16 protein-coding genes are annotated in these 14,590 nt (G+C 30.5%); 3 read left to right on the forward strand and 13 right to left on the reverse strand.

Going from position 1 to position 14,590, the window contains the following annotated elements; all coding sequences use genetic code 11:
- Nucleotides 1–27: 27 nt before the first annotated feature.
- The gene (locus M9Q43_RS03875) at nucleotides 28–543 is read left to right on the forward strand and encodes a shikimate kinase (RefSeq protein WP_262317659.1); all 516 of its coding nucleotides are present in this window, start codon (nucleotides 28–30) and stop codon (nucleotides 541–543) included.
- Here M9Q43_RS03875 and M9Q43_RS03880 read toward each other — a convergent pair.
- Genes M9Q43_RS03880 through M9Q43_RS03890 form a run of 3 tightly spaced genes read right to left on the reverse strand, consistent with a single transcriptional unit; the run spans nucleotide 535 to nucleotide 2,004 of the window.
- Nucleotides 535–1,029, reverse strand: a complete 495-nt coding sequence (locus M9Q43_RS03880) for a phosphoribosyltransferase family protein (RefSeq protein WP_262317660.1) — start codon at nucleotides 1,027–1,029, stop codon at nucleotides 535–537. The two genes, M9Q43_RS03875 and M9Q43_RS03880, sit on opposite strands and share 9 nt — an antisense overlap.
- A gap of 9 nt (nucleotides 1,030–1,038) precedes the next feature.
- On the reverse strand, nucleotides 1,039–1,605 hold the full coding sequence (locus M9Q43_RS03885) for a TPMT family class I SAM-dependent methyltransferase (protein ID WP_262317661.1): 567 nt from the start codon (nucleotides 1,603–1,605) through the stop codon (nucleotides 1,039–1,041).
- On the reverse strand, nucleotides 1,606–2,004 hold the full coding sequence (locus tag M9Q43_RS03890; protein WP_262317662.1) for an RNA-binding S4 domain-containing protein: 399 nt from the start codon (nucleotides 2,002–2,004) through the stop codon (nucleotides 1,606–1,608).
- Nucleotides 2,005–2,084: 80 nt separating this feature from the next.
- Here M9Q43_RS03890 and M9Q43_RS03895 point away from each other — a divergent pair, with 80 nt between their 5' ends.
- Together M9Q43_RS03895 and M9Q43_RS03900 are read left to right on the forward strand one after the other, a co-directional pair.
- Nucleotides 2,085–3,152 carry an FKBP-type peptidyl-prolyl cis-trans isomerase gene (locus tag M9Q43_RS03895; RefSeq protein WP_262317663.1) on the forward strand — a complete coding sequence of 356 codons (1,068 nt, stop codon included), beginning with the start codon at nucleotides 2,085–2,087 and terminating at the stop codon, nucleotides 3,150–3,152.
- A 63-nt stretch (nucleotides 3,153–3,215) separates the two neighbouring features.
- A complete protein-coding gene (locus M9Q43_RS03900) occupies nucleotides 3,216–3,674 on the forward strand; it encodes a DUF1569 domain-containing protein (RefSeq protein ID WP_262317664.1) in 459 nt (152 codons plus the stop codon).
- Nucleotides 3,675–3,690: 16 nt separating this feature from the next.
- Here the strand turns inward: M9Q43_RS03900 and M9Q43_RS03905 are convergent, their stop codons facing one another.
- The 10 genes from M9Q43_RS03905 to tgt all read right to left on the reverse strand — a co-directional run bounded on the left by M9Q43_RS03905 (nucleotide 3,691) and on the right by tgt (nucleotide 14,405).
- Nucleotides 3,691–4,038 carry a hypothetical protein gene (locus tag M9Q43_RS03905; protein WP_262317665.1) on the reverse strand — a complete coding sequence of 116 codons (348 nt, stop codon included), beginning with the start codon at nucleotides 4,036–4,038 and terminating at the stop codon, nucleotides 3,691–3,693.
- A 336-nt stretch (nucleotides 4,039–4,374) separates the two neighbouring features.
- Nucleotides 4,375–5,652 (reverse strand): asparagine synthetase B, encoded by a 1,278-nt coding sequence (locus M9Q43_RS03910; RefSeq protein ID WP_262317666.1) that lies wholly within the window; start codon nucleotides 5,650–5,652, stop codon nucleotides 4,375–4,377.
- A gap of 345 nt (nucleotides 5,653–5,997) precedes the next feature.
- Nucleotides 5,998–6,681, reverse strand: coding sequence for a response regulator transcription factor (locus M9Q43_RS03915; protein WP_262317667.1), 684 nt, complete (start codon nucleotides 6,679–6,681; stop codon nucleotides 5,998–6,000).
- Nucleotides 6,682–7,476, reverse strand: coding sequence for a sensor histidine kinase (locus M9Q43_RS03920; RefSeq protein ID WP_262317668.1), 795 nt, complete (start codon nucleotides 7,474–7,476; stop codon nucleotides 6,682–6,684).
- Nucleotides 7,477–8,097: 621 nt separating this feature from the next.
- Nucleotides 8,098–8,406: a hypothetical protein gene (locus tag M9Q43_RS03925; RefSeq protein ID WP_262317669.1), complete on the reverse strand. Its 309-nt coding sequence runs from the start codon at nucleotides 8,404–8,406 to the stop codon at nucleotides 8,098–8,100.
- Between the two features lie 95 nt (nucleotides 8,407–8,501).
- Nucleotides 8,502–10,052, reverse strand: coding sequence for a replicative DNA helicase (gene dnaB, locus M9Q43_RS03930; protein WP_262317670.1), 1,551 nt, complete (start codon nucleotides 10,050–10,052; stop codon nucleotides 8,502–8,504).
- Nucleotides 10,053–10,194: 142 nt separating this feature from the next.
- Nucleotides 10,195–11,148 carry an acetyl-CoA carboxylase carboxyltransferase subunit alpha gene (locus M9Q43_RS03935; RefSeq protein WP_262317671.1) on the reverse strand — a complete coding sequence of 318 codons (954 nt, stop codon included), beginning with the start codon at nucleotides 11,146–11,148 and terminating at the stop codon, nucleotides 10,195–10,197.
- Between the two features lie 70 nt (nucleotides 11,149–11,218).
- On the reverse strand, nucleotides 11,219–12,106 hold the full coding sequence (locus tag M9Q43_RS03940; protein ID WP_262317672.1) for a DMT family transporter: 888 nt from the start codon (nucleotides 12,104–12,106) through the stop codon (nucleotides 11,219–11,221).
- Nucleotides 12,093–13,181, reverse strand: a complete 1,089-nt coding sequence (locus M9Q43_RS03945) for an LptF/LptG family permease (RefSeq protein ID WP_262317673.1) — start codon at nucleotides 13,179–13,181, stop codon at nucleotides 12,093–12,095. Before M9Q43_RS03945 ends, M9Q43_RS03940 begins: the two co-directional genes overlap by 14 nt.
- A gap of 93 nt (nucleotides 13,182–13,274) precedes the next feature.
- Nucleotides 13,275–14,405 carry a tRNA guanosine(34) transglycosylase Tgt gene (gene tgt / locus M9Q43_RS03950; RefSeq protein ID WP_133610747.1) on the reverse strand — a complete coding sequence of 377 codons (1,131 nt, stop codon included), beginning with the start codon at nucleotides 14,403–14,405 and terminating at the stop codon, nucleotides 13,275–13,277.
- Between the last annotated feature and the right edge of the window lie 185 nt (nucleotides 14,406–14,590).

A 14,590-nucleotide genomic window follows, 5' to 3' on the forward strand; every position in this document is an offset into this window, starting at 1 on the left:
CTTTAATTTATAGAGGATTATTTAAATATGAAAGTAGTACTGTTAGGTTACATGGGTTGTGGTAAGTCGGTAATTGGTGATTTTTTAGCAAAAAAGTTACAAGTATCTTTCTATGATTTGGATGAAGAAATTGAAAAAGTAACTCAAAGTTCTATCTCCGAATTGTTTCAAACAAAAGGTGAAATTTATTTTAGAAAAAAGGAAAATGAAGTTTTGAAAACTTTTCTAGATAAAAAAGAAAACTTCGTTTTGAGTTTGGGTGGTGGCACGCCTTGTTATTTTAATAATCATGAATTGTTGCAACAAGATGACGTTTTTTCAATTTACTTAAAAGCTTCTACGGATACTTTAATAAATCGATTGATAAACGAAAAAGACAAGCGTCCGTTATTACACAATCAAGATGAGGTTACTTTGAAAGATTTTATCAATAAGCATTTATTCGACCGAAACTTTTATTATCATCAAGCTACTAAAATTGTAACAGTTGATAATAAGTCGGTAGAGCAAATTGCAAATGAAATAGAAGCTTTATTAGCTTAAATAAGCGTACGAGTTATTTTCTTCAAAAACCACTTGAATGTGTTCTTGTAGCGAAGTTGAAAGCGAAATTCCTTTAAAATCAGCTTTAACGGGATATTTTTTATGATTTCTATCCACTAAAACGGCTGTTTTAAACTTACTTAATGGTACTTCTAAAAAGTGTTTTACACCATAAATTAAAGTAGTTCCAGTGCTCAGTACATCATCAATTAAAACCAATGCTTTGTTTTGATATTCGGCTGATGGAATTGAGGTAGTTACAAGAGATTGCGGATTTTGTTTATTAATTTTAACTTCACAAAGCGTCACTTTTAAATCGGAAATCAAAGCTAATTCTGCCGCTATTTTTTGAGCAAACAGGTAGCCATTGTTGGCAATTCCAGCTAAAATAACCTCTTCTTCATTAACAAAAGTTTCGAAGATTTGGTAAGCAATTCGTTTGGTTTTGTGTGCAATTTCTTTGTGCGTTAAAATAATATTTTCCATGTGTTGTTGTTATTTGACCTCAAAGATAAAAAAGAGTTCTTTATTTTCTCGTGGCTTTATCGAATTATATGCGCGTTCTAGTTTTTTAATTTCAAATTTTGGAGCAAATCGGTTGATATATTCTTCTTTTGAACCTCCAAACGGCGGACCTTCATTAGTTAATGGAAAATCAAAAAGCAATCCTGCTAATTTTCCTTTAGGAAGTAAAAGCTCTGCCATTTTTTCAACATATTGAAACCTCATTTCGGGAGGTAAAGCACAGAAAAATGTTTGCTCTAAGATTAAATCAAATTTGGTTTCTAATGAAAAGAAGTCGGCATGCAATAAATGCGATGCAAATTCTGGTTTTCTTTTTTTAATATTTTCTAAAGGCGTTTCTGCAATATCAATGACATACACATTTTGAAAACCTTTTTCAATTAAATAGTCAAATTCATAACCATTTCCGGCTCCAGGAATTAGAATTTTTAGATTCTTATTAGTTAATTGGTCAATGTATTCTTTTAATGGAGTAGTAATTTGACCTGCGTCCCAACCTGTTTCTCCTTTTTGATAGCGTTTTTCCCAGTAATTCATTTATTCGGTTTTATTGATATCATCGGTTTCATCACTTTCCCATAAATAATCGTCGATTTCTCTTCGGTCTTTTTTGGTAGGTCTTCCGGTTCCGTTGGCTCTGTAATGTTCTTTTGATAATTTTAGTAATTCTAGATGTTCAAAAGCTTCTTTTGGTGTTTCGTCTTTTCTATACATGTCGACCAATTTTGCTCCCAATCGATTTTGAGGCATATCTAAGATGGTTAATTTGTAGTTGATTTGGTCTTTGCGAAGCGTGATTTTATCGGTAGGAAAAACTTCTCTTGAAGCCTTCGCTACCTGACCGTTAACTGTTATATGTCCTTTTTTTACAGCTTCAGTGGCTATACTTCGGGTCTTATAATATCGTAAACACCATAAAAGTTTATCTATTCGCATAATATAATTCAAAAAACCATGTTAATATTTCTACAAAAATAAATGAAAATTGTATCTTGCGCCCTATAAATTTTATAATAATGAAAAGCCTTTTTAAAATAGTTTTAAGTGTTGTTTTAATTTCAAGCATATTCTCTTGTCAGAAAACAGATGATGTAACAGCACCACCTGCAAGACCTTATGCAGATGTTTATCCAGAAGATTTAGCAAAAATTGAAGAATTCCTTGATACACACTACGTAACTGTTGATGCAGATTATAATACAACTTTTACTCAAATTCCAGCGGGAGGAACTCAACAACCAATTTCTGAAATGGCAGAATTAAATTTTGTTGAAAGAGATTTTCATGATATAAAATATAAAATTTATTATTTAAAATTGCGTGAAGGTATTGGGGAAACTACTACCCGTGTTGACTCAGCTTTTGTTTCCTACAAAGGAAATACTTTCACTAAAACCACTGCTGATGGAGTCGATACCTATACCCAAAATGTTTTTGATCAATCAGAAACTCCTGTGTGGTTTGCCTTAGAAGATGTTATTAAAGGTTGGGGTGAAATTATTCCAGAGTTTAAAACTGGTACATACACATCGAATCCAGATGGTACCGTTTCATTTGATGATTATGGGGCAGGAGTAATGTTTATACCATCAGGTTTAGGTTATTTTAATACGGCAACAGGTAATATCGCTTCTTATTCGCCATTGATTTTTAATTTTAAATTATACAAACAAAGAAGTAGAGATCATGATTTAGATAAAATATTATCAAAATATGAATATGGGCTACCAGAATTACCAAATGGAGAAGTAGATTATGTTAATGGAAAAATAAATTATAATAAAACAGCTTTAGATACTGATGGTGATGACATACCAGATTATTTAGATGTTGATGATGATGGCGATGGTTTTTTAACTAAATTTGAGGTTAAGAAACCAACAACATTTTTAGGATTAAGTTTATATTACCCTTTTAATCCTGTAGCTGATGATCCTTCAACTCCAGAAAATGAATTTGAGCCAAAAGGAATTCCTAGTAAGGATATTATTGATATTGATACAAATGAACCTGACGGAACAACATTAACAAGGCTAAGACGACATTTAGATAAAACCGCAAAGCCTCCTTATAATGTTTACTAAAATAATAAGAATCCCGATTTTAAATTGGGATTTTTTTATTTTTACGATATAAAAACTTCAATTATGCAAAACTTATACCTATTAGTTAATCAGTTAGAATCTAATATTTTACGATTTGAAACTACAAATCATTCAGTTTCTGGAGGTAGTGTAGGTTGGCATATTGAACATAGTTTAAAAACAATTGATCAAATTATAACGGCTTGTAAAAATTCTAATCCGGTAAATTACCAATGGCAATTTAATTTCAAACGTTTTTTGATAATGTCAATTGCTAAAAAAATCCCAAGAGGAAAGGCAAGAGCTCCAAAAATTGTTCGACCTGAAGGCGAAATCAATCAAAAAACTTTAACTGTAAGCTTTTCTAAAGTGAAAGAAAATATGAAAAATTGGGAAAGTTTAGATAAAAACACTCATTTTCCGCATCCATTTTTTGGAATTTTAAACAAAAAAGAAACCGAAAATTTTTTAGTACTTCATACGAAACATCATTTGATGATTATTAATGATATTTTAGCATAATTTGATTTTAAAGAAATTATAAAAATTCTTCTTCTTCTTGTTCTATTCCTTTGGAAGCTACAGTAGTTAAAAAAGCATATTCTCTTAGTATCATGTATTGAAATATAATGTAAAATATTGTATTAAAAATCCAAATATCAATGTATGGATCTTCTAACAATACTAATTCAAAATTTCCATATAAAAATATTGAAATACTACACAACAAATACATTATCAATCCTATAGAAAAATTATAATAAAAATGAACCTTGTCAAATTCCTTATAGATAAAATACAAGGCATAAAAGACTAAGATAAGCGATGTTGCAATTATTTCGTAATGATTAAATTTCCAAAACAAACTTGCATCTGTATAATACATATATGCTAAAACAATAATTTGAGAAATATATATAACAATAATAGTCTTCTTAAAAGATTTGCTTTCAAATAGGGTATAATATAAATAACTTAAAAAAGTGAATTGAAAAATAAAATAAAAATGAGATATAAAAAAGTTTGAATTTGGTTCCAAAATACCAATAATATGACAAGCTGTTTCTATAATACAAAGTGATACCAGATAAATTATAAACACTTTTGAAACGTGTTTATGTATTTCTTTCTTGCGTAAAAATAAAAATGTATTAAAAAATAAAAAGAACAATCCCAAAAGGCTTATTCCGAAAAAAAATAAGTGCTTGCTTTCCATACTTAATTATGTCTTTAGTTTTTTCTTTCTAGCAGCAGGAAACAAAACATTGTTCAAAATTAAACGATAGCCGGGTGAATTTGGATGCAAATCTAAAACTGTTGGAGCATCACCAACTCTGTGTTGATAATCTTCTGGGTCGTGTCCTCCATAAAACGTAAACATTCCTTTGCCTTTAGTTCCGTGAATATATCTCGCTTCTCCATTAATTTTACATTCTCCCATTACTAAAACATTGGATTTTATTTTTTCGGCAGAAAATGCTGTTGTTTGTCCCATGAAACCTTTAACTAATTGTGTGTGATTTTGGCATAACATAGTAGGAATTGGATCCCATTTTGCAGAATATTCCATTAAAGTAAAATAATCTTTATCCATTGAAAATGATCCTTTTCCATGTTCTTCTGTAGTATCAATATCGGAAAACTCATAAACCATCGGTTGACGCTCTAATTTGTAATCTTTGAAAGCAAAAGTGTTTGAATAATCTATTTGTGCTTGATAATTAGCATCTGAATCGTCTCCATCAAACATTGGTTCACATATATCAACACCTTCTGCCGAAAGCGCAATATCAAAACTATCAGTAGCTGAGCACATGGCAAACATGAATCCACCACCAATAACAAAATCTCTAATTTTTTTTGCAACTGCTAACTTTTCTTCAGAAACTTTATTATATCCTAATTTCTTTGCTAATGCTTCAGAATCAGCTTTTTGTTGAATATACCATGGTGTATTTCTGTAATTTCCAAAAAATTTCCCATATTGTCCGGTAAAATCTTCGTGATGTAAGTGTAACCAATCATATAAAAGTAATTGATCTGATAGAACTTCCTCATCATAAATTTCAGTATATGGAATTTCGGCATAGGTTAAAACCATGGTTACAGCATCGTCCCAAGGTTGTTTTCCTTTTGGGGTATAGACAGCAATTTTAGGCGCTTTTTCTAAAACTACTGTTTCCATATTTTGAGATGGTGCACTTATTTCATCTAAAATTGAATTTGTTGAAGCATCTGAAAGTATTTCAAATGTTACTCCACGAATTTGACATTCTTTTCTAATTTCGGGAGCATCGGGTAGTAAAAAAGAACCTCCTCTATAATTTAATAACCAACTTACTTTGTAACTTTTGTCTAAAGCCCAATATGTGATTCCGTATGCTTTCAAATGATTTTGTTGCACTTCTGCTTCCATCGGAATTAATACAAAAGCTGCCTTACTTGACCAAGATATAAGTAAAATAAGGAGTAAACAACAATATTTAAGTTTTGCTTTCATTCGATTGAATTAAAATTTGGTCTAATTTAAAACATTTCTTTTTAATTCTATTTTTTGAAATGTTAAAATGGTACCCCCGTAAAAATACCTGGTTGACCCCGTAAAAATACCTGATTTTAAAATCAGGTATTTTTACGCTTACACAGGATTTATTTTTGAAGTAGTTTTGACATGTATCAATAAATAATTATAAAAATGAGTACATCTAAAAACAATTCTTCGTTATTAAATTCAAGAGAAATGAAATTATTAAAAAAAATTGGGTACGTAGTTCTTGTAGTGACTATACTTGTATATTTTATTTTAGTATTTCAATTTTGTAGAAGCTACTAAAATCAATAAGGTTTATGAATTATTATATTCGTCTAGTTTCACAATTTTATTTTGAATAGCGAATATTACTAATCCAGCAACATTTTTTGATTGCGTTTTTAGCAATAAGTTATTTCTATGACCATCAATAGTTCTAGTGCTAAGACACATCATATCAGCTATTTCAGTTGAACTGTATTGCTTGCAAATTAATTCTAAGATTTCTTTTTCGCGAAGCGTTAAAAAATCATCATCTAAAATTGTTCTTGAGCTTCCACTTGATAAAACATCTTGATGAATAACTTCCATTACACTTTCACTGTAATAAAATCCTTTTTTAGCTACTTCATTAATTGTTTTCAACATATCATGCGGTGTTGAACTTTTTACTAAATAAGAAGCCGCTCCAACATTAATCATATTTGCAATGAATGACTTTGTATTGTAACTTGTTAATGCAATAATTCTAATTTGAGGAAAATCTTTATGAATAATTTTTGTTGCTTCCACACCATTGGTTAAAGGCATTTTTAAATCCATCATAATAATATCTGGCAAATTTTCCTGAGTAGATTCTTTCAGTTTATCAATTAACTCTTTTCCGTTTGAAGCTTCAAAAAGAATTTCAATATTTTCTTCTCTGTTCAATAAAAAATAAATCCCTTTTCGGAATAATTCTTCATCGTCAGCTAGAAATATTTTTATTTTTTCGTTCATTTATTTAAAATTAAATACAATTTTAACGCCACCATTTGGTTTTGAATCAATAGAATATTTTCCGCCAATAAAGCTAATTCTACTTTCTATGTTTCTCATTCCCAAACCTTTTTGATTGTCTGTGTTATTCAAATCAAATCCTAATCCGTTGTCTGAATATATACAGACTTTTTGGTCATCTAATTTAATAAATTGGATTGAAATATCAGTTGCATTTCCGTGTTTAATAGAATTATTTAATAGCTCTTGCAAGATTCTAAAAACATGTAAATGTTTTTCAATATTAGAACTATCAAAATTGATTGTGTTTTCAAAAACTACTTTAACTTTTTTAGTGCTATTATATTCTTCAACGAGTTCTTCAATACCTGCATTTAAACCAAATTTTTCTAAAACTGGAGGCAATAAATTATGTGCAATTCTTCTCGAACTTTCTAAAGCATTTTGAGTAAAATTGATGATATTATTAGTAATTTCTTCAACTTCATCTTTTGTTAAATTTGGAGTTTTTAACAAATGACTATTTATTGAAACGACATTTAGTTTAGAGCTAATATCATCATGTAAGTCTTGAGCAATTCGTTGTCGTTCTTCTTCTTGAGTAACAATTACCGATTTTAATAATTGTTTTTGATGTTCAATTTCTAACTTTTTTTTATCGACTTCAATTTGTACAATTTTTTTTCTTGAGAAGTAAAAGAACAAAACTAAAATTAAAAACATAGAGATAAAAGCCAATAGTATAAAAAAGACGGCTTTAATTAATTCGGTATTTTCTAAGCTAATTGAGTTCATACTTTTTAAAATAAATTACTTTCCACTGTATAAAGAAAAAGCCAAATTTTATAAATTGAAGGATAATATTAGTATTAATCAAAGCATTATCAAATTCGTTGAATTTAAAAACATTTTTTAATTCAAATAATAAAAAAATGAAAGTACTACAAAACAAGTAAAGTAAAATACCAATATTGGCATATTGAAATTCTTTTTTCTCATTCAAATTATTGTATAAATGCATAACACCATATATAATTATTGGTAAAGTTGTAAGATACGTTTCTAACAAGCTATATTGAAAAAACATTTGAGGATTAAATAAATATCTTGACAAAAGAAAAATTGGCAATATAATTAAGAGTGAGTATAGGATATATAATTGCTGTTTAGTTTTTAAAAGAGTTGCGTAAAAATAACTCAACATTACAAACTGAAAAAGTTCGTAAAAATGAGAAGTAAAAATATTATATATTTTAAACCAGCTATATAATCTTGAAGATATAAAATCTATTATTAATACTCCTGTAATATAAATAGTAAAAATTTTATAGGCTTTTCCATTTCTGAAAAAACCTATAAAATACAACAAACATAAGATTGCTGAAGTAATGTATAAATAATAAGAAAGTTTCAATATTATGGGTTAAATAAAGGACTACTTGTGTCACAAGAACTTGGACAAGGCATTGTATGATCATAAATTAAGTGTCCAGCATCAATCATATCATTTCCTGCTGAATTTACACCCACTAACATTAATTTTTGAGTTCCCGATTCGTCAACTCCCATATAAGCCCTCACATCTACAACACCTTCTGCTCCCAACAATTCTGTTAATGCTTGTCCTGTAATTAAATGTCCCTTGGCTAAATCTTTTGGTGGATTATTTCTCCACGACTTTGCCCAAGCTTTTGCTTGGTCAAGTGTAATAGTTAAATCTGGCATAATTTGTTAATTTTTTTAATTGTTTACATAAAAGTAAGAAAAATATTGTATTAACAAAAAAAAACAGACCAAATGATCTGTTTTGTCGTCGAACGTTAAAATGGAACGTCTGAATCGTCTTCTTCAAAAGAATTCATATTACTTCCAAAGGCTTCATTTGGTGTTGGTAAATTTGGTGTAACAAAAGGATTGTTATCATCCAAATTCATTTTAGAAGGTAATGAATCAAAAGGCGAACTAAAATCATCTAAATTTTCAAATTTACCAAGATTTCCCACGAATTTTAATCGGATTTCATCTAAACCACCATTTCTGTGTTTTGCAACTATAAATTCGGCTTGACCTTGAGTTGGCGTACGTTCTTCGTCATCCCATTCATCAATTTTATAATATTCTGGTCGATAAATAAACGATACAATATCGGCATCTTGCTCAATCGCACCCGATTCACGAAGGTCGGAAAGCAAAGGTCTTTTACTAGAACCACGAGTTTCTACCGCACGCGATAGCTGAGAAAGTGCAATCACCGGAACGTTTAATTCTTTTGCTAATGCCTTTAAGTTTCGAGAAATAGTAGAGATTTCTTGCTCACGATTTCCACCGCCTTTTCCATTTCCACCTGCTGTCATTAACTGTAAATAATCAACTACAATCATTTTTATACCATATTGCGATGAAAGTCTTCTTGCTTTTGCACGTAAATCAAAAATGGATAATGAAGGTGTATCATCAATATATAAAGGTGCTTTCTCTAAATTTTTTACTTTGATAGAAAGTTGTTCCCATTCGTGTTTTTCTAATTTTCCGGTACGAAGTTTTTCTGATGACAAACCCGTTTCAGATGAAATTAAACGAGTAATTAACTGAACAGAAGACATCTCTAAAGAGAACAAAGCTACAGGGTGACCATAATCAACCGCCATATTTCGTGCCATCGAAAGTACAAACGCGGTTTTACCCATACCTGGGCGAGCGGCAATAATAATTAAATCGGATGGTTGCCAACCCGAAGTTAGTTTGTCTAAATTGTGAAAACCAGTTGCAACACCACTTAAACCTTCTTTTCCAGCAATTTCTTCAATTCTTTTTTTGGCTTGAATTACTAAACTTTGTGCGGTTTCAGAACTACGTTTAATGTTTCCTTGCGTTACTTCATATAATTTTGATTCGGCTTTATCTAATAAATCAAATACATCAGTAGCATCGTCATACGATTCTTCGATAATTTCACTTGAAATTTTAATTAAACTTCGTTGAATAAATTTTTGAAGAATAATACGTGAATGAAACTCAATATGTGCAGAGGAAGATATCTTTTGGGTTAACTGAATCAAGTAGAAATCACCACCCGAAAGTTCTAATTTTCCGCTTTTCTTCAATTGTGCCGAAACGGTTAATAAGTCGATTGGTTGTGTTTCGTTAAACAACTGTACAATTGCCTCAAAAATGTGCTTGTGAGCATCTTTATAAAAGGCATCTGGCTGTAAAATATCAATTACTTCATCTACCCCTTTTTTATCAATCATCATGGCACCAAGCACTGCTTCTTCAAGGTCTAACGCTTGAGGAGGTAGTTTTCCTTTTTCCAAATTGATAATTGTAGTTTTATCTACTTTTATCGGGTTCATATTTCTGACATTTTCCATAGTGCTAAGGTAACCTTTTTTTATAAAATTCTTATTTGAGTTCTCAATACTCAACTGTTAATAACTAAATTTTATTGTTAATAAGCCAAAAAAAATCCGAAACTTTTAGGCTTCGGATTTTATAGTATTTTGAAAACAAACGCTATTCTTTGAATTCGCCCATCTTGCTATATTTATCCATTCGCTGAGATACCAAATCTTTTGTTGATAAATCTTTTAATTCATTATATGCTTTAATTACATATTGTTCTACTGTTTTAAAAGTAGTTTCTTTATCATAATGAGCTCCACCAAGTGGTTCTGGAATAATATCATCAATTAGCTTTTGCTTTTTCATGTCGTAAGACGTTAATTTCAATGCTTCAGCTGCTTGCTCTTTGTATTCCCAACTTCTCCACAAGATAGAAGAACAAGATTCTGGTGAAATTACAGAATACCATGTGTTTTCTAACATGTATACTCTATCTCCAACACCAATTCCTAATGCTCCACCTGAAGCTCCTTCTCCAATAATTACAGAAATAATAGGTGTTTTTAAGCGAGCCATTTCAAAAATATTTCTTGCAATTGCTTCTCCTTGACCTCTTTCTTCTGCTTCTAAACCTGGATAAGCTCCTGGTGTATCAATCAAAGTTAAAACAGGAAGATTAAATTTCTCTGCCATTTTCATCAAACGCAATGCTTTACGATATCCTTCAGGGTTTGCCATCCCAAAGTTTCTATATTGTCGCATTTTTGTATTGATACCTTTTTGTTGTCCAATAATCATAAATGATTGTCCGTCAATTTGACCTAAACCACCAATCATTGCCTTATCATCTTTGAAATTTCTATCGCCAAAAAGTTCTAAAAAAGTCCCTTTAGTTAAATTTGTGATGTGTTCTAAAGTGTAAGGACGGTTTGGATGTCTTGAAAGTTGAACGCGTTGCCAAGCTGAAAGGTTTTTATATATTTTTCGCTTTGTTTCTTCTAATTTTTTTTCAATTTGTTTGCAGGTGTTTGATACATCTACATCTGACTCTTGACCTATAATTTGGCATTTATCTAATTGGTCTTCAAGCTCTTTAATTGGTAATTCAAAATCTAAATATTCCATAATCGGTTTATTTGGGTTTGTGTTTGTTGTTACAAAGATAAAATTTTCATTGAACTTTATAAACTTATCTTTAATTTGTTGGTAACTTTTTACGACTTTTCATTATTCCATTAGCAATAACAGTCGCTAAAATTATGATTGCACCAATGTAGAACATGGGCGACATTTTCTCGTTTTCGGGAAAAATTAGAAGCACTAAAATGATTCCATAAATAGGTTCTAAATTGATGGTAAGCATTACTGTAAATGGGCTTAAAAACTTCATTACTTTGACAGATGCCGAAAATGCATAAGCCGTACAAATTGAAGATAATAAGAATAACCACAACAAATCATTTGACGAAAGTGCAAAAAATGCTGGTGTGAAACTATCGGCAAAAAACAAGTAAATGCTTAAGAATAAAAATCCACTTGATAATTCATACACTGAAATTACATTTGGACTGTACTCTTTAGCGTATTTTCCGTTGATTACCGAAAAAAGCGCCGATAAAAATGCTGAAGTTACAGCTAAGTAAATTCCGGTGGTATATTGGGTTTCTACTTTAAAAATAATTCCAAGTCCGAAGATTACGATTAATCCGAAAAGCACTTCATACCAAATTATTTTTCGTTTGTAAAAAATAGGTTCTAAAATGGAAGCAAAAAAAGCTCCAGTTGACAAACAAGCTAATGTTATAGAAACATTTGAAACTTTAATGGCTTGATAAAATGTGAGCCAATGCAATGCTATAATAATTCCGGAAACAATAAATCCGATTAAAACATTAAAAGGAACTCTGATTTTTTCTTTGTTAAAAAGCACAACAAAAGTCATAATTACCGACGCAAAAAGCATTCGATACCAAACCAAATCTAAGGCTTCAAGCGAAATTAATTTTCCTAAAACAGCAGTAAACCCCCAAATAAATACAATTACATGAAGATGTAAGTAGCTTTTTAAATTATCGTTTTGCATTGCGAAGTAAGTAATATGCTAATATTCCGAATACAAAATTAGGCAACCACACTGCAATAAATGGTGGAATACTTGATTTTTCGGCTAAGGTTCCAAATACTTTATCAAAAAAGATGAAAACAAATGCTATTACAATTCCAATGGCTAAATTGATTCCCATTCCACCTCTTCTTTTCATAGAAGAAACTGCAACAGCAATAATGGTTAAGATAAAAGCAGAAATTGGTAAACTGAATTTTTTATAGAAAACTACTAAATAGGTGTTGATATTTCCGTTTCCTCTAGCTCTTTCCTTATTGATAAACGAATTTAATTGACCAATTGTCATTGTTTCTGCCACATAAATTACTGGAGTTAAATCATCTGGTTCAAAATTATAATTAACATCAATTTTATCAATTGATTGAATGTTATCATTGATTGGACCAACTATTCTTTTGTTGTAGTTATATAAGGTATATTTTTTAGTTTTTTCATCATAACGAATTCTATTCGCATTCACTTTTTCTATCAAAAGATTATCATTAAAACGTTCGTAAGTAAAATTAAAACCCGTTTGCGATAAATAATTGTAATTACTTACATAGATGTTTTCTTCAATTTTACCTTCTTTTTTAATTTGTCTAAAAATGTCTGAAGTTTCTCTAGTTTGAGAGTTTCCTTTTAAGTTTTGATATCTAAAGTCGTTAAATCCTTTACTTGCTTTTGGCACTAAGAAAAACCCCATTAACAAAGCGAAAATGGAAACAATTACGGCACCATAAATAAACGGTCTTAAAAATCTTGAAAACGAAATTCCAGAACTCAAAATCGCAATAATTTCAGTATTGTTTGCTAATTTCGAGGTAAACCAAATAATCGATAAGAATAAAAATATTGGAAATAATAGATTGGCAAAATACACGGTAAAATCTCCATAATAGACTAAAATATCTGTTAATGGAATTTTCTTTTCGATCATTTTGTTTACTTTTTCCGAAACGTCAATGGTAATTCCAATTGGAATAAACATAATCAACATCACCGAAAAAGTGACCAAATAGCGTTTTAAAATGTATTTATCTATTATTTTCATCCTAAATTTAGAATTTAGAATTTAGAATTCAGAATTAGAAACGAATAGCTTTTAAACTTTAAGTTTCTAACTTCTAAATTCTAACTTCTTATTTTATAATCGTTGACTCATTTGAATCACCATTTTATCTTTCCATTCTCTGAATGTTCCGGCAATAATTTGTCTTCTTGCTTCGCGCACTAACCACATGTAAAAACCTAAATTGTGAATGGTTGCAATTTGTTTTCCTAAGAATTCATCTGCTGCAAATAAGTGTCTAAGATACGCTTTTGAATATTCAGTATCAACCCAAGTGTGTCCCATTTCGTCAATTGGCGAAAAATCAGCTTCCCACTTTTTGTTTTTCATATTCATCGTTCCGTGTGCCGTGAATAACATTCCATTTCTAGCGTTACGTGTTGGCATTACACAATCAAACATATCAATTCCTAACGCAATATTCTCTAAAATATTGATTGGTGTTCCCACACCCATTAAATATCTTGGTTTATCTTCTGGAAGAATTGCTGTAACAATTTCGGTCATTGCGTACATTTCTTCAGCTGGTTCTCCTACAGAAAGCCCACCAATAGCATTTCCTTGTGCACCAGCATTTGCAATATATTCCGCCGATTGCTCTCTTAAATCTTTATAAGTACTTCCTTGAACAATAGGAAAAAATGTTTGTTCGTAACCGTATTTAAATGGTAATTTTTCTAAATGATTGATACATCTATCCAACCAACGGTGCGTCATGTGCATCGAACGTTTTGCATAGCGATAATCGCATGGATAAGGTGTACATTCATCGAAAGCCATAATGATATCAGCACCAATAGTACGTTGAATTTCCATCACATTTTCTGGAGAAAAGAAATGATACGAACCATCAATGTGCGATTTGAACTTAACACCTTCTTCTTTAATTTTTCTGTTTGAAGAAAGCGAATACACTTGATAGCCTCCGGAATCGGTTAAGATATTTCTATCCCAATTCATGAATTTATGTAAACCTCCAGCCGCTTCTAAAATTTTGGTTTGGGGTCTTAAATATAAATGATAGGTATTTCCTAAAATAATATCTGGATTAATATCGTCTCTAAGCTCGCGTTGGTGTACTCCTTTTACAGAAGCCACGGTTCCTACGGGCATAAAAATTGGGGTTTCAATAACACCATGATCGGTAGTTATTTTTCCAGCTCTGGCTTTACTTTTTGGGTCTTTGGTAATTAAATCAAACTTCATATTGTGCTTTTACGAACCGCAAAGATAAATTAATTTAGAAATAAGAATTTAGAATTTAGAATTATTTATGATTTAAGTAAAAGTCAAAATCAAGGGCAAGTTCAAGTTCAAAAATCAAATTATAATCTATCTCAAACTTCCAGCTTCCATCATCCAGCTCCCATCAGAAATCAATTCTTAATAAC

It is taken from the genome of Flavobacterium odoriferum (genome assembly GCF_025499515.1).
Classification (GTDB): Bacteria; Bacteroidota; Bacteroidia; order Flavobacteriales; family Flavobacteriaceae; genus Flavobacterium; species Flavobacterium odoriferum.